This is a genomic window from Methylocystis sp., from assembly GCF_050251305.1.
In the GTDB taxonomy this organism is placed as follows: Bacteria; Pseudomonadota; Alphaproteobacteria; order Rhizobiales; family Beijerinckiaceae; genus Methylocystis.
This window is the reverse complement of record NZ_JBFWNB010000016.1, coordinates 1-23561: the sequence shown is the minus strand read 5'-3', so window position 1 is coordinate 23561 and position 23561 is coordinate 1. Positions and strand designations below refer to the sequence as shown.

The 23561-nt window shown below is 64.5% G+C and carries 21 protein-coding genes; 7 read left to right on the top strand and 14 right to left on the bottom strand.

Translation table 11 applies throughout. The features are described from left to right. The first annotated feature begins 54 nt into the window (after positions 1 to 54). On the top strand, positions 55 to 714 hold the full coding sequence (locus tag AB7F41_RS07640; protein ID WP_428380933.1) for a cold-shock protein: 660 nt from the start codon (positions 55 to 57) through the stop codon (positions 712 to 714). Positions 715 to 788: 74 nt separating this feature from the next. After that, positions 789 to 1610, top strand: coding sequence for a nucleoside triphosphate pyrophosphohydrolase (gene mazG, locus AB7F41_RS07635; protein WP_428380931.1), 822 nt, complete (start codon positions 789 to 791; stop codon positions 1608 to 1610). 22 nt (positions 1611 to 1632) lie between these two features. Here mazG and hflX read toward each other — a convergent pair whose 3' ends face one another. The 7 genes from hflX to dusB form a co-directional block, all read right to left on the bottom strand. Beyond that, positions 1633 to 3027, bottom strand: coding sequence for a GTPase HflX (gene hflX / locus AB7F41_RS07630; RefSeq protein WP_428380929.1), 1395 nt, complete (start codon positions 3025 to 3027; stop codon positions 1633 to 1635). 4 nt (positions 3028 to 3031) lie between these two features. After that, positions 3032 to 3298 carry an RNA chaperone Hfq gene (gene hfq, locus AB7F41_RS07625; protein WP_428381104.1) on the bottom strand — a complete coding sequence of 89 codons (267 nt, stop codon included), beginning with the start codon at positions 3296 to 3298 and terminating at the stop codon, positions 3032 to 3034. Between the two features lie 226 nt (positions 3299 to 3524). After that, a complete protein-coding gene (locus AB7F41_RS07620) occupies positions 3525 to 4892 on the bottom strand; it encodes a sigma-54-dependent transcriptional regulator (RefSeq protein ID WP_428380927.1) in 1368 nt (455 codons plus the stop codon). Next, positions 4892 to 7180, bottom strand: coding sequence for an ATP-binding protein (locus AB7F41_RS07615; RefSeq protein ID WP_428380925.1), 2289 nt, complete (start codon positions 7178 to 7180; stop codon positions 4892 to 4894). The genes AB7F41_RS07620 and AB7F41_RS07615 overlap by 1 nt, the downstream gene beginning before the upstream one ends. Before the next feature lie 55 nt (positions 7181 to 7235). After that, the gene (ntrC, locus tag AB7F41_RS07610; RefSeq protein WP_428380923.1) at positions 7236 to 8711 is read right to left on the bottom strand and encodes a nitrogen regulation protein NR(I); all 1476 of its coding nucleotides are present in this window, start codon (positions 8709 to 8711) and stop codon (positions 7236 to 7238) included. Positions 8712 to 8739: 28 nt separating this feature from the next. Then, entirely contained in the window at positions 8740 to 9912 is a 1173-nt protein-coding gene (locus tag AB7F41_RS07605; RefSeq protein WP_428380921.1) for a two-component system sensor histidine kinase NtrB, read from the bottom strand. After that, on the bottom strand, positions 9909 to 10943 hold the full coding sequence (dusB, locus tag AB7F41_RS07600) for a tRNA dihydrouridine synthase DusB (RefSeq protein WP_428380919.1): 1035 nt from the start codon (positions 10941 to 10943) through the stop codon (positions 9909 to 9911). Before dusB ends, AB7F41_RS07605 begins: the two co-directional genes overlap by 4 nt. A 101-nt stretch (positions 10944 to 11044) precedes the next feature. Here dusB and AB7F41_RS07595 point away from each other — a divergent pair, with 101 nt between their 5' ends. Further along, positions 11045 to 12256 carry a bifunctional 2-C-methyl-D-erythritol 4-phosphate cytidylyltransferase/2-C-methyl-D-erythritol 2,4-cyclodiphosphate synthase gene (locus AB7F41_RS07595; protein ID WP_428380917.1) on the top strand — a complete coding sequence of 404 codons (1212 nt, stop codon included), beginning with the start codon at positions 11045 to 11047 and terminating at the stop codon, positions 12254 to 12256. A gap of 57 nt (positions 12257 to 12313) precedes the next feature. On the opposite strand, the gene AB7F41_RS07590 is transcribed toward AB7F41_RS07595, so the two are convergent. Then, positions 12314 to 13459 carry a pentapeptide repeat-containing protein gene (locus tag AB7F41_RS07590; RefSeq protein ID WP_428380915.1) on the bottom strand — a complete coding sequence of 382 codons (1146 nt, stop codon included), beginning with the start codon at positions 13457 to 13459 and terminating at the stop codon, positions 12314 to 12316. 359 nt (positions 13460 to 13818) lie between these two features. Between AB7F41_RS07590 and arfB the strand changes: the two genes are divergently transcribed. Together arfB and AB7F41_RS07580 are read left to right on the top strand one after the other, a co-directional pair. Continuing rightward, positions 13819 to 14244, top strand: coding sequence for an alternative ribosome rescue aminoacyl-tRNA hydrolase ArfB (gene arfB / locus AB7F41_RS07585; RefSeq protein ID WP_428380913.1), 426 nt, complete (start codon positions 13819 to 13821; stop codon positions 14242 to 14244). 30 nt (positions 14245 to 14274) lie between these two features. Further along, positions 14275 to 14784: a CinA family protein gene (locus AB7F41_RS07580; protein ID WP_428380911.1), complete on the top strand. Its 510-nt coding sequence runs from the start codon at positions 14275 to 14277 to the stop codon at positions 14782 to 14784. Here the strand turns inward: AB7F41_RS07580 and AB7F41_RS07575 are convergent. Continuing rightward, complete coding sequence (locus AB7F41_RS07575) at positions 14769 to 15239, bottom strand: type II toxin-antitoxin system RatA family toxin (protein ID WP_428380909.1); 471 nt, start codon at positions 15237 to 15239, stop codon at positions 14769 to 14771. The genes AB7F41_RS07580 and AB7F41_RS07575 overlap by 16 nt on opposite strands. Positions 15240 to 15377: 138 nt before the next feature. On the opposite strand from AB7F41_RS07575, the gene AB7F41_RS07570 reads away from it, so the two are divergent. Then, the gene (locus AB7F41_RS07570) at positions 15378 to 15872 is read left to right on the top strand and encodes a hypothetical protein (protein WP_428380907.1); all 495 of its coding nucleotides are present in this window, start codon (positions 15378 to 15380) and stop codon (positions 15870 to 15872) included. 158 nt (positions 15873 to 16030) lie between these two features. Here AB7F41_RS07570 and lipA read toward each other — a convergent pair whose 3' ends face one another. From lipA to AB7F41_RS07545, 5 genes are all read right to left on the bottom strand, one after another. Next, positions 16031 to 17026, bottom strand: coding sequence for a lipoyl synthase (lipA, locus tag AB7F41_RS07565; RefSeq protein WP_428380905.1), 996 nt, complete (start codon positions 17024 to 17026; stop codon positions 16031 to 16033). Between the two features lie 36 nt (positions 17027 to 17062). After that, a complete protein-coding gene (locus AB7F41_RS07560; protein ID WP_428380903.1) occupies positions 17063 to 17392 on the bottom strand; it encodes a hypothetical protein in 330 nt (109 codons plus the stop codon). A gap of 209 nt (positions 17393 to 17601) precedes the next feature. After that, positions 17602 to 21063, bottom strand: coding sequence for a DNA polymerase III subunit alpha (gene dnaE / locus AB7F41_RS07555; protein WP_428380901.1), 3462 nt, complete (start codon positions 21061 to 21063; stop codon positions 17602 to 17604). A 116-nt stretch (positions 21064 to 21179) separates the two neighbouring features. Continuing rightward, the gene (locus AB7F41_RS07550) at positions 21180 to 21506 is read right to left on the bottom strand and encodes a hypothetical protein (RefSeq protein ID WP_428380899.1); all 327 of its coding nucleotides are present in this window, start codon (positions 21504 to 21506) and stop codon (positions 21180 to 21182) included. A 157-nt stretch (positions 21507 to 21663) separates the two neighbouring features. Beyond that, positions 21664 to 22002 carry a phasin family protein gene (locus AB7F41_RS07545; protein WP_428380897.1) on the bottom strand — a complete coding sequence of 113 codons (339 nt, stop codon included), beginning with the start codon at positions 22000 to 22002 and terminating at the stop codon, positions 21664 to 21666. Positions 22003 to 22241: 239 nt separating this feature from the next. Here AB7F41_RS07545 and AB7F41_RS07540 point away from each other — a divergent pair. Continuing rightward, positions 22242 to 23561, top strand: a 1320-nt coding sequence (locus tag AB7F41_RS07540; RefSeq protein WP_428406499.1) for a D-alanyl-D-alanine carboxypeptidase family protein, incomplete at its 3' end; no start/stop codon positions are given.

Genomic DNA, 23561 nt, shown 5'->3' with positions numbered 1-23561 from the left:
CACAAAGGTTGGCATAGCGGTCTTGCCGTTTTTGGCGGAGACGAGCAGGTAGACATGAGCAAAGGTAGAGATTTCCGGGGCCCCCGCAAGCGCGGATTTGATGACGACGCCCCGTTTGGCTATGACGCGCCGCGGCCAAGCCGGGCGCCGCGGTCACCGTTTGGCGGCGGATTCCCTGACGCGCCGCCGCCGATGTCGAACGAGCCCGCCATTGACGCCATCGTGAAGTGGTTCAAGCCCGATAAGGGCTTCGGCTTTGTTGAACTCGGCAATGGCACCGGCGACGCCTTCCTTCATATCGGAGCCGTTCAGGCGGCGGGATATGACTCATTGCCGCCGGGCGCGAAATTGCAGGTTCAGGTCACCAGCTCGGTGAAGGGCCAGCAGGTGGCGCGCATTCTCGAAGTCGATCTGGCGGGCGCCGCCGAGCGCGCGCCGCCGCCGCGCAGCGGCGGCGGCTTCGACAGTCCCCGTCCCCGTCGCCAGGCGCCCGATCCGTCGACCGCCGTTCCGGTCTCCGGCAAGGTCAAATGGTTCGATGAGACGAAGGGCTTCGGCTTCGTGCAGTCGAACGACGGCGGCAAGGACGTGTTCGTGCACATCTCCATTCTCGGTCCGTCCGGCGTGAACCGGCTCGCCGAAGGGCAGCCCGTCACCATGCAAGTCGTCGACACGGCGAAAGGCAGAGAAGCGCTGTCGATCAGCCTGGATTGATCTGCGCTCAGCTTCTTATCGACGCGCCGCGTTCCTCTTCAGAGGGCCGCGGCGTTTTCATTTGGAGAGATCCGATGTCCGGCCGAGCAGTTGGCGAGGTCGCCCGACTGATCGAAATCATGGCGGCGCTGCGCACGCCCGGCAGCGGCTGCCCCTGGGACCTTGAACAGGATTTCCGTTCGATCGCGCCTTACACGATCGAGGAGGCCTATGAAGTCGCCGACGCCATCGAGCGCGACGACCTCGCCGACCTCAAGGACGAATTGGGCGATCTCCTGCTCCAGGTCGTGTTCCATGCGCGCATGGCGCAGGAGCAGAAAGCATTCCAATTCAAGGATGTGGTCGACGCGATCTGCGACAAGCTGATCCGACGGCATCCGCATGTGTTCGGCGACGGACAGTCGCTCGACGCCGATGGCGTCACCGCCCAGTGGAGCGACATCAAAGCGCGCGAAAAGGCGGCGAAGCAGGGCGCGCTGCCCGCCAGCCTGCTTGAGGGGGTGCCGCTCGCCCTGCCCGCGCTGACGCGCGCCCTGAAGCTTCAACAGAAAGCGTCGAAGGTCGGATTTGACTGGGACGACGCGCAGCAGGTTCTCGACAAGATCCGCGAAGAAACTGAAGAGGTCGCCGCGGAACTCGCGGCGCCCGGCGCGCAGGCGTCGCCGGCGCTCGAAGAGGAAATCGGCGATCTCTTATTCGTCGTCGCCAATCTTGCGCGCCACGCCAAAGTCGATCCCGAACAGGCGCTGCGCGGCGCCAACGCCAAATTCGAGCGACGCTTCGGCCATATCGAGCAGCGTCTGGCCGAGACGGGGCGTTCGCCTGAAGCGGCGTCTCTCGACGAGATGGAGGCGCTCTGGGTCGAGGCGAAAGGCGCCGAGCGCAAGCCGCGCTGACGACAGCGCAGCCGCTTGAGCGCTACGACGCCCGTCTGCGCGACGCGTCGGCGTCGCGTATCATCTCGGCTTGCGGAAACCGTCGCGCAAAACCGTCCGATCGCTCGGGATCGATGCGAACGACGAGATGCACCCCGCCCTGCGGCAGCGCTTCGCGCTCGAGCACTTCTGTATGCGCGTGCAGCCAGGCGAGCCCTTCGCCGTCCGCGACGTCCAAATCCAGCGCGAAGCAGATGCGGCCGGCCGCGAGAGTCGCCTCAATTCGGGCCAGCAATTCGTCGAGGCCCTGCCCCGTCAAGGCCGATACAAGCATCGGCCGGCGCGGACTCGCGATCCCGTTCGCAGCGGCCTGAAGCGCCGACAGCCGCTCCGGATCAAGCGCGTCGATCTTGTTCCAGACCTCCAAAATCCGCCCCTCCGCATCGCCCTTGAGGCCGAGTTCGTCGAGGATCGACTCGACGTCCTTCGCCTGGGCTTCCCAATCTTCGTGCGAGACGTCGCGAATATGGAGAACGACGTCGGCGAGGGTCACCTCTTCGAGAGTCGCCCGGAAGGCTGAGACGAGCATCGTCGGCAGGTCGGAGATGAATCCCACCGTGTCGGAGAGCAGGACGCGCGCGCCATGCGGCAGTTTGATCTGGCGCAGCGTCGGATCGAGGGTCGCGAACAACATGTCCTGCGCCAGCACCTCCGCCCTGGTCAATCTGTTGAACAGCGTCGACTTTCCAGCGTTGGTGTAGCCCACGAGCGCGACGACCGGATAGGGAACGTCGCGCCGCGTCTTTCGGTGCAGCGCGCGGGTGCGCTTCACCTTGTCGAGATCATGCTCGATGCGCCGCATCCGCTCTTCGATCAGGCGCCGGTCGGTTTCGATCTGCGTCTCGCCAGGGCCGCCGAGAAAGCCGAAGCCGCCGCGCTGCCGCTCAAGATGGGTCCAGGAGCGCACGAGCCGCGACTTCTGATAGGCGAGATGCGCGAGCTCGACCTGCAGCGCGCCCTCCTTTGTGCGCGCGCGTTCGCCGAAAATCTCGAGAATGAGCCCGGTCCGGTCGATGACCTTGGCGTCCCAGGCCTTTTCAAGATTGCGCTGCTGCACGGGCGACAGCTGGCAATCCATGCTGACCAGCGCGACATCCTTCGCCTTGACGATTTCGGCGATCTCTTCCACCTTGCCCTTCCCGAGAAAAGTCGCCGGCCGGATATCGTTCAGCGACAGCGCCAGTTGCTCGACAACGTCGAGGTCGATCGCCTGGGCGAGCCCGACCGCCTCGGCAAGGCGCGCCGACGGGTCGCGCGCATGCGCCGCGCCGCCTTGGTGCGCCGCGCCGCTCTGGGCCGGATAGGGCCCAATCACCAACGCCCGCGCCCCGCCGCCGTTCGGCGTGGCCTCGTCCCTGGCTTCGCTGTCGAACCTCAATCGCCTACCGTTGCTTTTCGGCCTGCTGCCCCTCGTCGTCGCCCGGCTCAAACATTTGTATGGGGTGTCCGGGCATGATCGTCGAGATGGCGTGCTTGTAGACGAGCTGCGAATGCCCATCTCGCCGCAGCAACAGGCAAAAATTGTCGAACCAGGTGACGATTCCCTGGAGCTTGACGCCGTTGACGAGGAAGATGGTGAGTGGGACTTTATTCTTCCGGACAAAATTCAAAAATGTATCTTGCAGATTCTGCGAACGCTCTGACGACATCGGCTGTCCTGTTCTGTTTTTTGAGCCGAGCGGAATGACGCCGCCCCCAAGGGATCGTTCTTCTTTTTTCGCCGCCGTATTCATTAGAACCTTTCAAATCGCGAAGCGCAAGGTCAAGTCGCGCTATTGCCCCCGCCAGCCCGTCGGAGGCGCGGCCTTGACACAGCCACAGCGCGCGCAGCGAGATTAATCTACTGCTTGAGCTATTATCAATAAGCGTATGTTTTTAGGCCTCGACCGAGAGCGACTTCAGTTTTCGGTGTAAGGCTGAACGCTCCATGCCGATGAACTCCGCCGTCCTCGAAATATTCCCGGAGAAGCGGTTCAGCTGCGCGACGAGATATTCGCGCTCGAATACTTCGCGCGCCTCTCTGAGCGGCAGGCTCATCAGTTTTTCGCCGCGCACGCCCGCGGGCGTCGCCGGGACGAGTTCGCCGACGTCGGCGGGCAGCATTTCAGCGGTGATGGTCGCGCCGGAATCGCCCGATGTGAGAATCATCAGGCGCTCGACGTTATTTTTCAGCTGCCGGATGTTCCCCGGCCAGTCATGCAACTGGAGGACGGCAAGAGCGTCTTCCGAAATCCGGCGGCGCGGCATGCCGGAGGCCAGCGACATGTTTTCCATGAAATAGTTGATGAGCGCGGGGATGTCCTCCCGCCGTTCCGCAAGCGAGGGAACGCGGATCGGCACCACGGCGAGGCGGTGAAACAGATCCTCGCGCAGCATTCCCTCTTCGATCGCCGAGGCGAGATCGCGCGCCGAAGAGGAGATGACGCGCACGTCCACCTCGACCTTGTTCGATCCGCCGACCCGCTGGAAGGTCTGATCCACGAGAACGCGCAGGATTTTCGCCTGGGTGTCCTTCGGCATGTCGGCGATCTCGTCGAGGAACAGCGTGCCGCCATGCGCCTCCTCGAGCGCGCCGATCTTGCGCTCGCCGTCGGGGCCCTCGCGCCCGAAGAGCTCGATTTCCATGTTCTCCGGCGTAATCGTCGCCGAATTGATGACGACGAAGGGCCCTCCGGCCCGGCTCGACGCGTCATGGATGCAGCGGGCGGCGAGCTCCTTGCCGGTTCCCGGCGCGCCGGTGATCAGCACGCGCGAATTCACAGGCGCCACGCGGGCGATCAGCTGCTGCAGTTGATGCGCCGCTGGAGAATCTCCGACGATGCGGTCGAACGCGCCGGCGCGCTGGCGGAGCGCCGAAAGTTCGCGTCGCAACTGATAGGCTTCAAGCGCCCGTTCGGCGACGAGCACCAGCCGATCGGCCTTGAACGGCTTCTCGATGAAGTCATAGGCGCCGATCTTGATGGCGCTGACCGCGGTTTCGATGTTGCCGTGGCCGGAAATCATGACCACCGGCAGGCCTTTATGCTGCTTCTGCACGACTTCGAGCACCTGAAGCCCGTCGAGCCGCGATCCCTGCAGCCAGATATCGAGAAAAACCAGATGGGGACGCCGACTGGCGATGGCCGCAAGCGCGTCGTCGGCGTCTTTGGCGGTTCGGACGCCATGGCCTTCGTCGCTCAAAATTCCAGCGACGAGCTCTCTGATGTCCTCTTCATCGTCGACAATCAAAATATCGGTCGCCATTATTCCCCACTCTGCCCCGCCTCGCTTGCGTGCGCCGGCTGGTTGTCAGCCCGAACGCCCGCCGCGCGCGGCTCTTCCTTCGACGACGTCTCCGCGGCGAGCGGCACGATGAGCCTTACGCAGGCGCCTCGTCCCGACGGCGCGTCCAGCAACTCCAGCCGGCCTCCGTGATCCTCGATGATCTTGGCGACGATCGGCAGGCCCAGACCCGTGCCGTCCGATCGCGTCGTCATGTAAGGTTCGAGCAGGCGCTGCCGGTTCATCGCCGGGAAGCCTTTGCCATTGTCGATCACGTCGACTTCCGCCATGCGATCGCGCACATCCAATTTGATTTCGACTCGTCCTTTGTCCTGAACGTCCTTTTCTTCGCGTGCGGCGATGCCTTCGATGGCGTTCTTCACGATATTGGTGAGCGCCTGCGACAGCAAGCGGCGATCGAATTGGGCGATGACGGGAGTCTCCGGCAAATTTTCCACAATGTCGATATCGGCGTTGCCGACGCGCATGAGAAACGCCACCTGCCGGATGCATGCGTTGAGATCGTCGCGCTCCGGCCGCGCTTTCGGCATACGCGCAAAAGATGAAAACTCGTCGACCATCCGCTTGATGTCGTCGACCTGACGCACGATCGTGTCCGTGCATTGGTCGAAAATGTCGCGGTCTTCCTGGATGACCTTGCCATATTTGCGGCGCAGCCGTTCCGCCGAGAGCTGGATCGGCGTCAGCGGGTTCTTGATCTCATGCGCGATGCGCCGGGCGACGTCCGCCCAGGCGGACGTGCGCTGGGCCATCACGAGATCGGTGATGTCGTCGAGCGTCACCACGTAATTGTGATGTCCGGCGTCAGCGCGCGCCGACGTGACCCGCACATTGAGCGTACGCTCCGCGACGCCGCGCTTGATGGTGATCTGACTCTGCACGGCGCGCGGGAAGACCTCAGCCGCATCCTTCAGGATCGGAACGATTTCGGGCAGAACCGAAGCAATGGGGGCGCCGACGGTCGCCTGCCCCGATTCGTCGGTCAGCGACAGTTCCTCCGCCGAGCGGTTGAGGATCGTGACGACGGTCTCCGAATCCACGCCCATGACGGCCACCGGCACGCCGGATAGCACCGCTTCGGTGAATTCGCGGCGCTCGTCATTGATGCGATTGGCTTCGATCAGGCGACTCTGCTGGAGGTTGAGCTCCGTCGTCATATTGTTGAAGACGTCGCCCAGTCGCGCCAGATCGCCATGTTGCTTGTCGACGTTGACGCGAACGTCGAGATTGCCCGCCGACACTTCGTCCGTCGCGGCGATCAGATCGCGGATCGGCGTCACCAGCCGATCGGCGAAATCGAGGCCGAACCAGATCGACGACAGCAGCATGATCGTCGTCAAGAAGGCGTACATCAGCACAAAGGCGCGCTGCACGGCGGCGCGGTATGAGTCGAAGGTGTCGTAGCTGCTGATCAGGCTTTGCGCCTGTTTGGGAAACTCCACCGCGATCGGGTCGATCGGTCGGGTGACGTAGAGGAACGTGTCCTGAAAGGCGTTGAGGGCGCGCAGCGCCACGAAGCTCTTGCCCTCGTCGATGACGAGGCACAGAGGCTCGCCGCGCCGCGCGTCGTCAAACTCCGATTGGGGCGGCGCGATGATGATTGACGACGCGTTCTGCGCCACGTCGATGCGATCCAGAATCTCGCCGTTCGATTTCACAAGCGCTGCGACGGAGAAGCCGAGAAAATACGCCCGCGACTGGAAGATCTGATGGAAGTAAGGCCTGTCCGAGTTGAACAGGATGGCGGCGCGATCGAGGTCTGACGCGGTGAGCTGCGCCTCCTGCAGCAGCGCCCGGCACTGGCTCTCGCGGAAGACGGCCGCGGCTTCCGCCGTATTGTGGACGAAGACCTTGACGCTCGACATGAAGGCGGGATTGAGCACGCGCTCGAGAGTCAGAGAGCCCGCCACGGCCAGCAGAATGGCGGGAATCAAGGCGATGACCGCGAAAAAGCCAACCGTGCGCACATGCAGGCGCGCCGCGGCTTCGCCCCGCCGCCAGACGCGATAGAGGCGCCACGCCTTGACGAGCACCATCGCCAGCAGAATGGCGACGAGGACGCCGTTGACGATGAGCAACGGCAGCACGCGGTCGTCGGTCGGCGAGAGCGCGCCGAATTCCGCGATGACCAGAAACGTGGCCAAAGCGCAGCCTACGGCCCCGATCACGATGATCGGGCCGAACCAGCTGCGAAGCGGCGCTCTGCCTTTCGCTATTTTCGGAGAAGCCGAGTCTCCGGTCGGGGCCATGGCGCCTGTATAGGCTCGGCCCGCGCCGCTTGCAATTGAACGGTCGGGGCCCTCGTCATCTCGGCGAGCGCATCAGCCTTATGTCCAGATCGTTCACTTTCTTGCGGAGCGTGTTCCGGTTGAGGCCGAGCAGCTCCGCCGCCTTGATCTGATTGCCGCGCGTCGCCGCGAGAGCGGCCGAGACCAGCGGTATTTCGATCTCGCGGATGATGCGATGGTAAAGGCCTGGCGGCGGCAATTGATCGCCATAGTCGCGGAACAGCTTGGCGAGATGAAGCTCGACCGAGGTCGAGAGCGTTTGCCCGTCAAGCAGTTCCGGCGACGACCCAGCGGGGGCGGCGCTCTTCTCGCCGCCCGCCTCCACCTGCCGAATCTCATGTTCCAGCTCGGCCTCGACGAGCTGGTCGGAAATGACCTCCTGCGGGTGCAGGGCCGCGAGTCTGCGAATGAGGTTTTCGAGTTCGCGGATATTGCCCGGCCAGCGATATTTCTTCATCCGGTCGAGCGCGGCCTGATCGATATATTTCTGCGGCAGGCCCTCGCTCGCCGCCACCTTGAAGAAATGGTGGACGAGATCCGGAATGTCTTCGATGCGTTCGCGCAACGGCGGCAAGCGGAGCGGCACGACGTTGAGGCGGAAATACAGGTCCTCGCGGAACAGGCCCTGCTGGATGAGGATTCGTAGATCCTTGTTGGTGGCGGCGATGATCCGGACATTGGTCTTGATCGGGGTGCGGCCGCCCACCGTCGTATATTCGCCCTGCTGCAGCACGCGCAGCAGACGGGTTTGCGCCTCCATCGGCATGTCGCCGATTTCGTCGAGAAACAGCGTGCCGCCCTCAGCCTGTTCGAAACGGCCGGCCGATCGCTGATTGGCGCCGGTGAAGGCGCCCTTCTCATGGCCGAAGAGCTCGCTCTCGATCAAATCGCGCGGAATCGCCGCCATATTGACCGCGACGAAGGGGCCCTTCTTGCGCTTCCCGTAGTCGTGCAGGGCGCGGGCGACGAGCTCCTTGCCCGTCCCCGACTCGCCGTTGATCATCACCGTAAGGTCGGTCTGCATCAACCGCGCCAGCGAACGGTAGATCTCCTGCATCGCCGGGGAGCGGCCGACGAGCGGCATCCCCTCGATTTCCTCATGGCCATCTTCGTCGGGCTGCTTGCGCGGCTCAGCCATGGCGCGCCCGACGATGCCGACGAGCTCCTTCAGGTCGAAGGGTTTGGGCAGATAGTCGTAAGCGCCCCGCTCCGAGGCGCGGATGGCCGTCATGAAGGTGTTCTGCGCGCTCATGACGATGATCGGGAGCTCGGGACGAAGCTTCTTGATGCGCGGCAGGAGTTCGAAGGCGTTCTCGTCGGGCATCACGACGTCGGTGACGACGAGATCGCCCTCCCCCGATTGCACCCACCGCCACAGCGTCGCCGCCGCGCCGGTTGTGCGCACTTCATAGCCGGCGCGAGAGAGCGCCTGCGCCACGACGGTGCGTATGGAAGCGTCGTCGTCAGCGACCAGAATTTCTCCTCGCGTCATTGGTCAATTCTCCCGCTTTTGCGAGATTTCATGCACGCTGTTCCTCGCGTTGCTCGGGCCGTTTCGCCCGGTACATCGGCATCAGCACCCGAAATGTCGTGCGTCTAGGCAGGGATTCGCACTCCACGATGCCGCCGTGGTCGTTGACGATCTTCGCAACCAGTGCAAGTCCGAGGCCAGTTCCTGTCGACTTGGTCGTGACAAAGGGATCAAACAGATGCGCGACGATGTCGTCGGGAACGCCCGGGCCGTTGTCGCGCACGCAGAATTCGAGCGGCAGTCCGATCGGGCTCTTCTCGCCAAGCGCGCGCAGGCTGACGCCCGGCCGGAAGGCGGTGGAGAGCTCGATCTCCCCATCCACGGCCTCGCCGACGGCCTCCGCCGCGTTCTTCACCAGATTCAGGAAGGCCTGCACCAGCTGATCGCGGTTGGCGTAGACCGGCGGCAATGAGGGATCGTAGTTTTCGACGAAGCGAACGTTGCGCGCGAAACCGGTCTGGGCGACCCGCTTCACGTGATCGAGCACCGAATGGATATTGACCTGCTCACGCTGCAGCGGGCGCGCGTCGGAGAAAACCTCCATCCGGTCGACCAGGCGCACGATCCGATCGGTTTCGTCGCAAATGAGCCGCGTCAGCGCACGATCCTGGTCGCCCAGCGACGTTTCGAGCAGCTGCGCCGCGCCGCGAATGCCCGACAGCGGATTCTTGATTTCATGCGCCAACATTGAGGCCAGCCCAGAAACCGAGCGGACGGCGCCGCGATGAGTCAGCTGCCTGTCTATTTTGTCGGCAATTGTTCGCTCCTGCAGCATGACCAGCACAAGCCCTTCGCCCTCGGGAAGCGGCGCGCAATGCACGTCCACCCTCCGGTCGGCCTCCTGGCCGGGCCGGCCGAGATCGATCTTGTATTCATTGATGGTCGCGCCGCGCTCGCGGACCTGCTCGATCAGCGCGGTCAACGGCGATCCGAACGGCAGCAGACGCTCCAACGTCTGGCCGATGAGCAAAGGCTTGCCCAGTTCGAAGAAGGCCTCGGCGGCGGCGTTGGCGTCCTCGATGACGCCATCGCGCGCGACAGTCAGGATCGCATTGGGCAAAGCCTCGAGCATGCAGGATCGACCGACCTCATTGATGACCTTGAGCGGCTCATAACTGGTGCAATGCGCGCCGTTTCGGCGAGGCCTATCCGAAACGCTCATGCCGCTATCTCCGGCTCTGCGGACAGTCCGCGCAGGAAGATCAGATCAATCAGCCGCGCGGCGTCGTCGGGCGACGTCGTCGTGACAAGGGCGCGCCGACGGTTGGCGCCGGCGCCTCCCGCCCAACGATCGACATAGGCGGCGAGATGCTTGCGCGCGTGCCGCAGGCCAGCCGCAGCGCCCATTGAGCGAACCAATCCCTCGAGATGTTCGCGGGCGATTTCGGCGCGCTGCGCGGCGGTCGGCGCCGCGCGGCGTCCGCCGCTCTGGATAAAATGGGCGATATCGCCAACGATCCAGGGCCGCCCCAGCGCCGCCCGGCCGATCATCACGCCGTCGGCGCCGGAATGCGCCAGCATCTCAACGGCGTCTTCCTCGCCGGCGCAGTCGCCATTGGCGATCACTGGAACGCGCACCGCCGCCTTCACGTCGGCGATCGCCCGCCAATCGGCGCGGCCAGAATAAAACTGCTGCCGCGTGCGGCCATGCACGGTGATCATCTTCGCGCCTTCGGCTTCCGCGCGACGCGCCAGCTCCGCCGCGTTACGGCTCGAATCGTCCCATCCCAACCGCATCTTGACGCTCAGCGGCACGCATATTGCGTCGCGTGCTGCGGAAATCAGCCGCGCCGCGTGATCGAGATCGCGCATCAGCGCGGCGCCCGCGAGGCCTCCGGTGACACGCTTGCAAGGACAACCCATGTTGATGTCGATCCAGTCAGCCCCAGCGGCTTCGGCGCATCGCGCGGCGGCCGCCATTTCGTCCGGTTCGCGCGCGGCGATCTGAATGATCCGCGGACCTTCGCCGGCGCGCGCGAGGCGCAACGCCGTCTCCCGGTCGCCGCGGGCGACGCCTGCCGCCGTCACCATTTCGCTTATCGTCGCCGACGCGCCGAAGCGCGAAGCGATCCGGCGCATGGTCGGATCGGTCACGCCGGCCATCGGCGCCAGCAGCGCACGGCCTGTCAACTTGATCCCGCCAATGTTCAAAGGCGGAAGTTCAAAGCCGCCTAGATTTTCGGCAGCAGCCATCTTGCACACATCATAAGCAGTTCTCTTCGCACTTGCAACATTGCTTTTCGTCCGCCCCTTGGCATTTGACGCCGCGGGCGAAAACCCCGACAGAGAGCGGCATGGGCGCCGCTCACGACCAATCCTCAATCGCCATTCTCGTCGTCGCCGCGGGGCGCGGCTCGCGGGCCGGCGATGGCCTGCCAAAACAATACCGTGCGCTCGCCGGGCCGACTCTGCTCGCGCGAACCTTGCGCGGACTGCATATGGCCATGCCCCAGGCCTCTCTCAAGGTCGTCATCCATAAGGACGACCTTGAACACTATGCCGCAAGCGCAGCAGAGCTCGCGTCCTGGGAGCGGGAGCGGCTCATGACGCCGACGTTCGGCGGCGCAAGTCGGCAAGAAAGCGTCAGAAACGGCCTTGAGGCGCTCGCCGCCGAGGGCGCGCCGGACATCGTGCTGATCCATGACGCCGCACGTCCCTTCGCGGACGCCGCTCTGGTCGGGCGCGCGATCCAAGCCGCCGAAATTCATGGCGCCGCCGCCCCGGGCGTGCCGCTCGCGGATACGATCAAGGAGATCGACGCCGCGGGGATCGTGGTCGCCACCCCGGATCGGGCGAGACTCCGCGCCGTGCAGACCCCGCAATCATTCCGCTTCGATCTGATCCTGGAGGCGCATCGCGCGGCGGCGGCGGGCGGGCGCGAATATACCGACGACGCCATGATCGCCGAGGCGGCCGGCGTGAAGGTGCATATTTTTGAAGGCGACGCCGCCAATTTCAAACTCACCACGCAACAGGACTTCGCCCGCGCCATGGAGCTGCTCAAGCAACCCGGATTCGCCGATCTCCCCGACATTCGCATGGGTCAGGGCTATGACGTGCACGCCTTCGGGCCGGGAGACGCCGTGTGGCTCGGCGGGGTCTCGATTCCGCATACGCACGGCCTCGCCGGCCATTCCGACGCCGACGTGCTGTCGCATGCGATCACCGACGCCATCCTTGGCGCGATCGCCGAGGGCGACATCGGCGCGCACTTCCCGCCGTCCGATCCGCAGTGGAAGGGCGCGGCGTCCTCGATCTTCCTGGCGCGCGCCTGCGACCTCGTGCGCGCGCGCGGCGGCGCCATCGCCAATGTCGACGCCACGATCATTTGCGAAGCGCCGAAGATCGGCCCGCACCGCGAAGGGATTCGCGAAAGCCTCGCCGCCACGATGGGCGTCGACATTGGCCGCGTCGCGGTCAAGGCGACGACCACCGAGAGGCTGGGCTTCACCGGCCGTCAGGAAGGCATGGCGGCGCTGGCGATCGCCACGGTGCGGCTGCCGTGAGCGACTGACAAGAAGTCAGCGCCGTCATTCGTCAGGCCAAAGTGAAGCCATCCCCCGTTAGGCGGCGGAATTCTTCTTGCCGGCTTCGTCTCCCGCCGTCCAGTGCGCGGGGCGCGATAACCCGTCCGGGATAACCGTACGGTGGTCGCCATGCGCCCGGCCAAGATCATTGTCGTTCAAACCGACGGCATTGTGGAGCGCGGCGCCGTGAAGGTGCGCGCCATGCAGCCTCGCGCCCTCGAGGTCGGCCTCCACCAAATGCGCCCCCTCGAGATGAGAATCGCCGACGTGGGCGAAGCGCAAAGACGCGCCGGCAAGGCGCGCGCCCTGCAGATGCGAGTCGAACATCAGGACATCGTCGAGCAGGGCGGATTCGAGTTTCGCGCCTTGCAGATGCGCTTCGTCGAGCAACGTGTCCCTCAAACTGGCGCGGAAGAGAATGGCGCCTTCCAGGCAGGAGCCGGTGAAGACGGCGCCGTCGAAATCGAGCCGCGCCAGATCGGCGCCCGCGAGATGGCAGCGCGACAGATCGAGCCGCCGCGGCCGCGTCAGACGCCGGCTGCGATGCTCATGCGCCTTTTGCGCTTCGGAGCGCCGACCCACGACGGTGAGCGCCGCCTGCACGTCGACGGACGGCCCCAATTCAGCCGCGCGCATTTTCAGCGTCGCATGCTCGACCTCGCTTCGCTCGGCCGGACGCTTGGCGTAGATCGCCTGGATTTCCGGCGCACACGGATCGGGATCGCCGGCGTTCATCCTGACATAGGCGCAGAGCACCTCCATGATCTGCCAGTGCAGCGCCAAATAATCGGCCGCGAGCTTCTCAAGCGCGTAGATCGCGCCAAGGCGCACTTCCCGATTGGCCGCGGTCCGCACCCCACCATCGTCGACGGTTTCATCCCGCGTCGCGCCCAGCTGCTCGATCGCCTTGGTCAGCAGCCCCATGTAGAGCTGCTCCTGCGCCACATGCCTTTGCCGATCGGCGATCCAGGTCCGCCAAACGAGGAAATAGACGCCGAACACGCCGGCCGCCGTGAGCGTCAATTTATTGATGTCGTCGACGCCGCCCTGCTCGAGCGCCGTCCCCAGCCGCGGCAGAACCATCCAACCGATCCAGCCGACGAAACAGCTAAAGAGGATAAGAAATGCGACGATCCCAGTCTCGGCGGGATGCTGCGTTATCTTTCTCAAATGAAATGTCATAAATCGCCTCGAAGCGAATGGCTTACCGCATCAAATCCTAACGCGCAGCGGCGGGAAAGCGAACAGAGAAGCCAAAGCCAGGCGCGCCGACGGCGGGAGCGCGGCGGCGCTTTCATCAAAAACGACTTATAAGCTGCTATTTTTGTTGAATATTTTGAGCAATGACGCTTGGGGACCCTTCCGTTCGGACGCGATGCTTCGACCGCTCGTTGACCCTCATGCGAGGGCCGAGGTTCGTCTGGCGCCATGCGGGCGGCCCAGGACATTTGCCGCCGCGGCGGCGGCCCGTCGCGCGATCAAACCAAACAACCGCCCACGGCCTTCTGCTATAAGACCGCTCTGCAGAGCCGAGGCCCGTCATGATCCGCGTGACCGAAAGAATCGCGCTCCACGAGTGGGAAATCGTGGAAGAATTTGCGCGCGCCTCGGGGCCTGGCGGCCAGAACGTGCAGAAGGTCGAAACGGCGGTGCGGCTGCGCTTCGACGCGCGCAATTCGCCCAGTCTGCCGTATGAAGTGAAAGCGCGGCTCGCGCGCCTCGCCGGCCGGCGGCTGACCAAGGAAGGCGTCGTGTTGATCGACGCGCGCCGCCACCGCACGCAGGAGCGCAACCGGGCCGACGCGCTCGAACGGCTGCTGGCGCTGATCCGCGCCGCCGCTGCGCCGCCCCCGCCGCCGCGCAAGAAGACCCGACCGACGCTCGCGTCGAAACTCCGGCGGCTCGCCGGCAAGAAACAGCGCGGCGACGTCAAAGCCCTACGGGGAAAGCCCGCCAATGACTTATGAACAACGTAACTATGTTTTATGGGATACGTAATGAGCAAACATATGCCATACGTAAACGCTATCTCGCTGCTTGACGGCGCTCGCTGCAAAGGCCTGCGTCTGGCGACGGCCGAATCCTGCACCGGCGGCCTCGTCGCCGCGGCGCTCACCGAAATCGCCGGCGCTTCCGACGTCTTCGACCGGGGTTTCGTCACCTATTCCAACGCCGCGAAAAGCGACATGCTCGGCGTCGCGCAAGCGCTCATTGACGCGCATGGCGCCGTCAGCGCCGAAGTGGCGCGCGCAATGGCGCAAGGCGCGCTCGAACGATCCGCCGCCGACGTCGCAGTCGCGGTGACGGGGGTCGCCGGCCCCGGCGGCGGCACGGAAGAAAAGCCCGTGGGGCTCGTGCACTTCGCCTGCGCCAGTCGGAACGGCGGCGTCGACCATGTCGAGCGGCGCTTTGGCTCGCTCTCGCGCGCCGAGATCCGCGCCGCCTCCGTCGCGCAGGCGCTGGAGATGATGATCGCGACGGTCGCGGCGGCTCAGCGGCGGCCGTAAACCTCATCCGCACGCTTGGCGAAAGCGTCCGAATATTTGTGGAACGCCTTGTCGAACATCGCGCCCATCACCAGGCCGAGGGCCATGCTCTTGAATTCATAGGCGATGAAAAAATCCACCGTCGACCGGGGCGCGGCGGCGCTGGCTCCCGGCTCGTCGCGAAACGTCCACCGATTGTCGAGCTTGCGAAACGGACCCTCGGCGCATTCGACCCGGATATCCAGCTTGTTCGAGTCGCAGCTGACTCGGCTCACATAGCGTTCGCAGATCGCCTTGAAGCCGACCTGCATCTCGACAATGGAGACTTCCACCCCCGGCGCAACCTCGGACCGGCGGCGGACGCGAATGCCCTCGCAGAGCGGCACGAACTGCGGATAGGACGCGACGTCGCGCACCAATTCGAACATTTCTGCAGCGCTGTGCGGGACATGGCGCCGGTTGCGGAAACTCTTCATGAGCCAAAGCTTCTAATTCATTGGCGGGAGCGGCAAAAGCCGCCGCGCTCCGGCGGCTGGAACATTTGCGCCAGGGCGTAGTTCTATCGACGAGCTCCCGCTGCCTCTCAAGAGGCCGAGCGCTCGATGGAGGAAACAATGGCGGACAAAACAAATTTCACTGCGGATGAGTGGAAAAAAGTTCTCGAATCGCCGCTGCTGGCCGGCTTCGCCGTGAGCGCCGGCGATCCCAGCGGCTTCATCGGCACGCTGCAGGAGGGATTCGCGAGCGCGAAAGTTTTGGCCCAGGCAAAATCAGATCCCAATGTGGATGCGCTCGTGAAGGCGGTCGTCAATGACCTGTTGACCGCGGACGGACGCGCCGCCGCGCGCGAGGGCATCAAGGGCGTCGTCGACGGCGCAAAGCCCGCCGAATTCAAGGATCGCGCGCTCAGCGAACTGCGCCGCACCGCGTCGATTCTCGATTCAAAGGCGCCGAATGAGTCGAAGGCGTTCAAGAATTGGCTGAATCAAATGGCCAATCTGGTCGCGGAAGCGGGCGTCGAAGGCGGCTTCCTGGGCTTTGGCGGCGTGAAGGTCAGCGACGCCGAACGCGCCACTCTCGCGGAAATCTCCACTGCGCTGAGCGCTTAAGCGCCGGCGCAGCGAATCCGGCTGGCGGGGAGGCCGGCGGCCCAAGGCCGCCGCCGGCGAAACGCGTTTCAGCGCGCTGCGAAATGTCGTTCAGCCCGCCGCGGGTCGCGACCCCTCCTCCCTGCCAGGCGGCCGCTTCGCGCCGAAGGGGGCTTACCTTACGCTTGTTCCGCTTGGCTGACGGCGAGCCTCTGCAGCCGCGCCTCGCGCAGCTTGGCGAAATCTTCGCCGGCATGGTGCGATGACCGGGTCAGCGGCGACGCGGCGACATAGAGAAAGCCCTTGGCGTAGGCGAGCGTCTTATAGGATTCGAATTCCTCCGGCGTCACGAAACGCTCGATGGCGCGATGTTTCCGGGTCGGCTGCAGATATTGGCCGATGGTGATGAAGTCGACGTCGGCCGACCGCATATCGTCCATCACCTGCATCACTTCGAGGCGGCTCTCGCCGAGGCCGACCATGATGCCGGATTTGGTGAACAGCGACGGGTTCAGCTCCTTGGCCTGCTGAAGCAGCCGCAGCGAGTGGAAATAGCGGGCGCCCGGCCGCACCGTGACATAGAGCCCCGGCACGGTCTCCAGATTATGGTTGAAAACGTCGGGGCCCGCCGCGACGACCTGCTCCAGAGCGCCGGGCTTCCGCAGGAAGTCAGGCGTCAGGACTTCGATCGTCGTATCCGGACAGACTGAGCGGATCGCGCCGATGGTCTGCGCGAAGTGGCCGGCGCCGCCGTCCGCGAGATCATCGCGGTCGACCGAGGTGACGACGACATGCGACAGGCCGAGCGCGCGGGCAGCTTCCGCCACCCTGCCCGGCTCGCCGGGATCGAGCGGGTTCGGCAGACCGGTGGCGACATTGCAGAACGCGCAGGCGCGCGTGCAGATCTCGCCCAGGATCATGAATGTGGCGTGCTTCTTCTCCCAGCATTCGCCGATATTGGGACAGGCCGCCTCCTGACACACCGTCGACAGGCCCGCGTCCTTCAACAGGACGCTCGTCTCCGCCCAAGCCTTCGAACCTGGCGCCTTGACCCGTATCCATGGCGGCTTGCGCAGGATCGGTCCGTCGGGCCGGTTCGCTTTTTCGGGGTGGCGGAGATGCGACGCGTCCCGCTTTTTTCGCGGATCGTCGTTCAAGAGATCGAGCACGGTCAAAGGCGGAGAGACTCCTCTCTCGCCAAGCTAGGCGCATCAACGCCAGAGGGCAATGTCGTCAGCCGAGCCGTTAAACTGATGCAGCGCCCGGCACCCGGCGCAGAACAGCGCCGCCCCAAACGCCGCCGCGATCAGCACGGCGTCGGCGCCGCGCGGCCCGACTCCGGCGCGCACCGCGAATTCGGCCGACAGCCATGCGCCGGTGACCGCCGCAAGGAGCAAAGCTCCAGCGGTCACATGCGAATGCATCAAATGCGAAAGCTTCGTCGCGAACCAGCCGATCGCGCCGCCGATGAGCAACAAGGCGAGAAACTGCGCATTGGGCGCCCCGACAATTGCGGCTGTGGCGGAGAGCGTCGCGTCCATGGATGCCTCCCGGGCGAGCAAGGAAAGAGATCGTTAACGCTGACGCCGGGTTAACGATCATGCGGGGGTTTTGTTCCCGAGGACCGGACGGAATTTTCGGCGCGCCCGCGCCGGGATTTCTCAGCCAAAATCCCTGTGATGAATATTGGTATTAAATCAATAAATATCAGTATGTTATGACTTAAAGTTATAGTTTAAAATGAATTTTGCTAGAAATACTCGACCTCGAGCACGCCGGGGATCGCCCGCAGCGCGCCGGCCACGTCAGCATTGACCGGATAGGTCCCCGGCAGGCGGATTTCGATTTCCTCCCGGCTGGCGTCGCGCTTCAGAAGGATCGACACTTCCCCGTCGCCCCGGCCGCTCAGTCTGGTCTTAATCCCATCGAGAGGCTCCTCGTCGCCGACGACGACGCGCAGCCCCTTCTGCGCCCGCGCCGCCGCTGCGGCCAAAGGCTCGACGGTCACGATGCGAGCCCGGACGTCCTCGCCTTCCACCGCCGCCGAAAGCGTGACCAGCACCGCCGCGCCCTTCTCCAACAGGTCGCGGTATTGCGTCAGGCCCTCCTGGAACAGGATTGCCTCATATTGGCCGCTGACGTCGGAAAGCTGCACGATGCCCATTTTCGACCCGGACTTCGTCCGCCGCTCCGCACGGTCCAGGACCACGGCGGCGAGACGGCCGGCGGTCGCCCCCAACTTGACCGAGGCGGCGAATTCGCTCCACCGCGACACGCGGAGCTTGGGCAGGAGGCCGGCGTACGCGTCGAGCGGATGTCCCGAAAGAAAGAAACCCGCGGCTTCGAATTCGCGCCGCAACGTCTCGGCCGCCGTCCAGGGCGGCGTCTTGGGTACCGCGAGGTCCGCCGGCTCGGCTTCGCCAAACAACGCATTCTGCCCGGCTTTGCGGTCGTCGGCGTGCCGGTTCGCGGCGGCGAGCATTGGCTCGATCGCGGCGAACACCCGCGCCCGATTGGTTTCGATTTCGTCGAAGGCGCCGCAGGCCGCGAGGTTCTCGAGAGTCTTCTTGTTCACTTCGCGGGGGTTCAGCCGTCTCGCGACATCGGCCAGGCTCGCGTATCGGCGCCCGCCGCGCGCGCGCGCAAGCGACTCCGCTTGCCCCTCGCCGACGCCCTTGATCGCCGACAGCGCATAGCGGATCGCGAGCTTTCCGTCGCCGCCGGGCGCGACGTCGAAGTCGACGCCCGAATGATTGATCGACGGCGGCTCGACGGCGATGCCCATCCGCCGCGCCTCGTCGCGAAATTCGGCAAGCTTGTCGGTCTGGCTTTTGTCGAAGGTCATGGAGGCCGCGAGAAATTCCGCGGGATAATGCGTCTTGAACCAGGCGGTCTGATAGGCGATCAGCGCATAGGCCGCGGCATGGCTCTTGTTGAAGCCATAGTCGGCGAATTTCGCCAGCAGGTCGAAGATGAAATTGGCGAGGCCCGCCTTCACGTCACGTTCGATCGCGCCTTTGACGAAGCGCTCGCGCTGAGCGTCCATCTCGGCCTTGATCTTCTTGCCCATGGCCCGGCGGAGCATGTCGGCCTCGCCCAGCGTGTAGCCGGAAAGCACCTGGGCGATCTGCATCACCTGCTCCTGATAGATGATGACGCCGAAGGTCTCCTTCAGGATCGGCTCAATCTTGGGATGGTAGTAGTCCGCTTCCTCGTCGCCGAGCTTCACCGCGCAATAGGTGGGGATGTTGGCCATCGGGCCGGGCCGATAGAGCGCCACCAGCGCGATGATGTCCTCAAAGCGGTCGGCGTGCATCTCGACCAGCGCCTTGCGCATTCCGGCGCTTTCCAACTGGAAAACCCCGACCGTCTCGCCGCGGCCTAACAGCGCATAGGTCGCCGGATCGTCGAGCGGCACCTTCGCGAGATCGAAATCGGGATCCCGGCGGCGGGCCAGCGCGCTCGCCGTGGCGAGCACGGTGAGCGTCTTCAGGCCGAGGAAGTCGAATTTGATCAGCCCGGCCGGCTCGACCCACTTCATGTTGAACTGGGTCGCGGGCATGTCGGACTTCGGATCGCGGTAGAGCGGCGTCACCTCATGCAGCGGCCGGTCGCCGATGACCACGCCGGCGGCATGGGTCGAGGCGTTCGAGTAGAGCCCTTCGAGCGATCCGGCGATCTTGAACAGGCGGCGGACGCGCTCGTCCTCCTCCACCGCCTCGCGCAGTTTCAGTTCGCTCGCCAGCGCCTCGGCCAGCGTGACGGGCTTTGCCGGGTTCTGCGGCACGAGCTTGGCGAGCTTGTCGACCTGTCCGAGCGGCATTTCGAGAACGCGGCCGACGCTGCGCAGGACTCCCCGCGCCAGGAAGGAGCCAAACGTGATGATCTGCGCGACCCGGTCGGCGCCGTAGCGGCGCCTGACGTAGTCGATCACTTCGCCGCGCCGAGTCTGGCAGAAATCGATGTCGAAGTCGGGCATCGAGACGCGTTCGGGGTTCAGGAAGCGCTCGAAGAAGAGACCGAAGCGGAGCGGATCGAGATCGGTGATGGTCAAGGCGTAGGCGACGAGCGACCCCGCGCCGGAGCCGCGCCCCGGACCGACGGGAATGCCTTGCGACTTCGCGAATTTGATGAAATCCGACACGATCAGGAAGTAGCCGGGAAACCCCATCTTCTCGATCGTGCTCAATTCGAAATCGAGCCGCGCGGCATATTCCTCCCGGCTTCGGCCGTCCGCCGGACCATGCGCGGCCAGACGCTGCTCCAACCCTTCCAGCGCCTGACTCCGCAGTTCCTGCGTTTCGATCTCGTCGAGCGAACGCGCGTCGCGCGCCTCCTGCACGAAGCGCGGCATGATCGGTTTGCGGGTTTTCGGTCTGAAGCTGGCGCGGCGGGCGATCTCCAGCGTGTTCGCGGTCGCTTCCTGAAGATCGGCGAACAGCGCGCGCATTTGCGCCCGTGTCTTGAAATAATGCTCCGGCGAAACCCGTCGCCGATCATCGACGCCGGTCACGGCGCCTTCGGCGATGCAGAGCAGCGCGTCATGCGCCTCGAAATCAGCAGGTTGAGCGAAGTAAGGCTCATTCGTCGCCGCCAGCGGCAAGCCGCGGCGATAAGCGAGGTCAAGCAGTTGCGGCTCGACGTCCCGCTCATTCGGCAGATTGTGCCGCTGGATTTCGACATAGAGCCGGTCGCCATAGAGGCGCTCGAGCGCCGCGAGGCGCGTGCGCGCCAGCTCCGGCCTCCCATTGGCCAATGCGCGATCCAATGCGCCATCCGGGCCGCCGGTCAGCGCAATCAGCTCGTCCGCGTCGGCGGCCAGCGCGTCGAGCCTCACATGCGGCTCGTCGCCCTGTTCGGTTTCAAGAAAGGCGCGCGAGCCCAATCGCATCAGATTGCGATAGCCGGCCTCCGTCTTGGCGATGAGAACGATATTGGCGAAGCGATCGTCGCGCGCCGCGCCGGCCGAGTCCTTTCCGTCGCCGAAATCGACGCGAAGCTGGACGCCCGCGATCGGCTGGATCCCAGCTTTTGCGGCTTTCTCCGAAAACTCTAACGCGGCGAAGAGGTTGTTGGTGTCGGTGACGGCGAGCGCCGGCTGCTCGTCGCGCACCGCGAGGTCGATGAGCCTGCCGAGCGTCAGCGCGCCCTCGCGCAGCGAAAAAGCGGTGTGGACATGCAGATGGACAAAGCCGGCTTCGGCGGCTGGCATGATCTGGGGCCTCGATGGGGCGCGGCGGAATCAGGGCAGATTCTACAGCCGATCGCCCCGCATCGAAACTCTCCCGCCCCGACGCCTTCAGGTCCGGGCGGCAGGCGCGCGATCGCTCAATATGTGAAGCGGTGAACGTTCACGCCGTATTCGTTGAGCAGCCGGTTCATTGCGGGCGAGAGGCGGACCACGCGGAACGCGTTATGGTTCGACGAGCAATCGTTTTTCAGCCCGACATATTTGGCGTGAAGCGCATTCGCCTCGGTCTCGCCCACGTTGGAACGGACCTGGCTGAGAACGGCGTTGACCTCAGCCCCGCCATATTGCTGAACCAGGGAACAGCCGATGCGCACGTCCTGCGCAAAAGCGGGGGTCATTACGGCGTTCGAGAAAAAAACGCCAAGCAGGACTCCGGCGGCAATCGCCGGCTTTCCATGTCTCATGTAATGCTCCTTCGGTAACGCGGCCGTTCTGCCGTCGCTGCGCCAAAGGTCCAGCGAAAAAGCGTCACAGCGCTCGGCTCAAAGCCCGGCGGAGGCGAAACGCCTCCCCGGAGCGGTATGTCCTAGCCGCGTTTTGGACGAACGTGTTTAACGCATGTCACTCGGCAGGGCTATAGGCCTTCGCCGCCGATTCCATCGGCTTGAACGCTTCCTTCGCCATCGAGCTATAGATCTCTCCGAGCTTGGTCGCTTCGGCGATGAAATCCTCATAGGCGGTCTTGGCGAAATCGCTCTGGAGCTGGAAGGCTTCGTCGATCTTCTTGACCGCAATGAGCTTTTCAGCCAGTACGCGGCTCTTTTCGAAGGACTTCTTGGAATAATCCGTGGTCTCGGCGGCGATGCTCTGCCAGCCCTTCGTCACCGCGGCGGCGGCGGCGGACATGGCTTCGAACTGCTCCTTGCCGAGCATCTGAACGCTGTCAAAGTTATTTGCCATGGGTTCGTCCTCATGATTTTGGCGCAAAGGCGCCTTATGCGGCGCTATACGCCTGCGACGATTTATTTATATGCAATGCACAAAATAAAGTCAATAAAATTGTTGCGACGCAAAAATCGTCACGGGCGTCAGGCTAGCGCTTAACCCGCGGGTAACCGCAAGCGCTTAGTTTGCTGAATCGTCACTTTTGACGTGGCCGGACGGTCGCGCAACCAACAGTGAAGTCATGAGGCGCGTGAATGCTGAGATCGAGTTCGTCGGACCGTCTGTCACGGTCCCGCTCCCTCGCGGCAAGCTTTGCCACGGTTCTGACCCTGATCGCGATTTCAGTCGCGCCTGCGGAGGCGCGACGGGGACACCACCACCATCGCGGCGATTCCGCTAAGCGCGCCACGGCCGCGCGGTCGCAAGCGGCCAGCGATCCCATCGTTGGCGAGCATCGGGGTTTTTCGGCCATTGTCGTCGACGCCAATAGCGGACGCACGCTCTATTCCCGTTCGGAGCACGAGTTGCGTCACCCCGCCTCCGTGACGAAAGTGATGACGCTCTATCTCCTGTTCGAGCAGATCGAAAGGGGTCGGCTGCGCCTCGATTCGCCGCTGATGATCTCCCAGCACGCCGCGGCGCAGGCGCCGTCCAAGCTCGGTCTGCGCCCCGGCCAGACGATCAGCGTCGACAATGCGATCAAGGCGGTCGTCACCAAATCCGCGAATGACATCGCCTGCGCGATCGCCGAGAACGTCGCCGGCGATGAGCATACTTTCGCGCAGATGATGACGCGCAAGGCGCATTCGCTCGGCATGCGCAATACGAATTATGAAAACGCCTCGGGCCTGCCGGATCCAAACCAGGTGACGACAGCCTATGATCTCGCCATCCTCGGACGCGCCATCCAGGACCGCTTTCCCCGCTACTATCGCTATTTCTCAACGCCAAGCTTCGCCTACAATGGCGCGCTGCACCGAAACCACAATCATCTCCTCGGCCAGGTCGAGGGCATGGACGGCATCAAGACCGGCTACACCCGCGCGTCCGGCTTCAACCTCCTCACCTCGGTGCGCCGTCGCGGACGTCACATCGTCGCCGTGGTGATGGGCGGCAAGACCGGTTACGCGCGGGATCGCGCCATGGCCGGGCTGATCGAAGAACACATCGACGGCGGCTCTTCGGTGCGAACCGCGGAAGCGATCACTGAAGATCCCCGCGCCGCCCAGGCGCAGCAGCGGCTTGCCGAAGAGCGGGCGCAGCGCGCGGAGCGCGCCGCCGAACGCGCGCGGGCCGTCGCCGAGCGGATGGCTTATGCCGAGCCGCAGGAAAGCCTCGTCGACCAGACGCCGGAGCCCTTCGTTCGCCGGCAACCCCCTCCGGTTCCGTCAGCGGACATTCCGCAGCGTGAAAGCGTCGAAACTCCCGCCGTGCGTCCCGCCTATGTGTCGGGCGGACAGAACCGGCCAGCGAGTAAGTGCGCGTCCGGCAACGACAAGGGGCGGCGAGGCGCGACGCCTGTCTCGGCGCGCGACGGCTCGACGACCGTCGGCGCCCGCAAGCTCGACGGCACG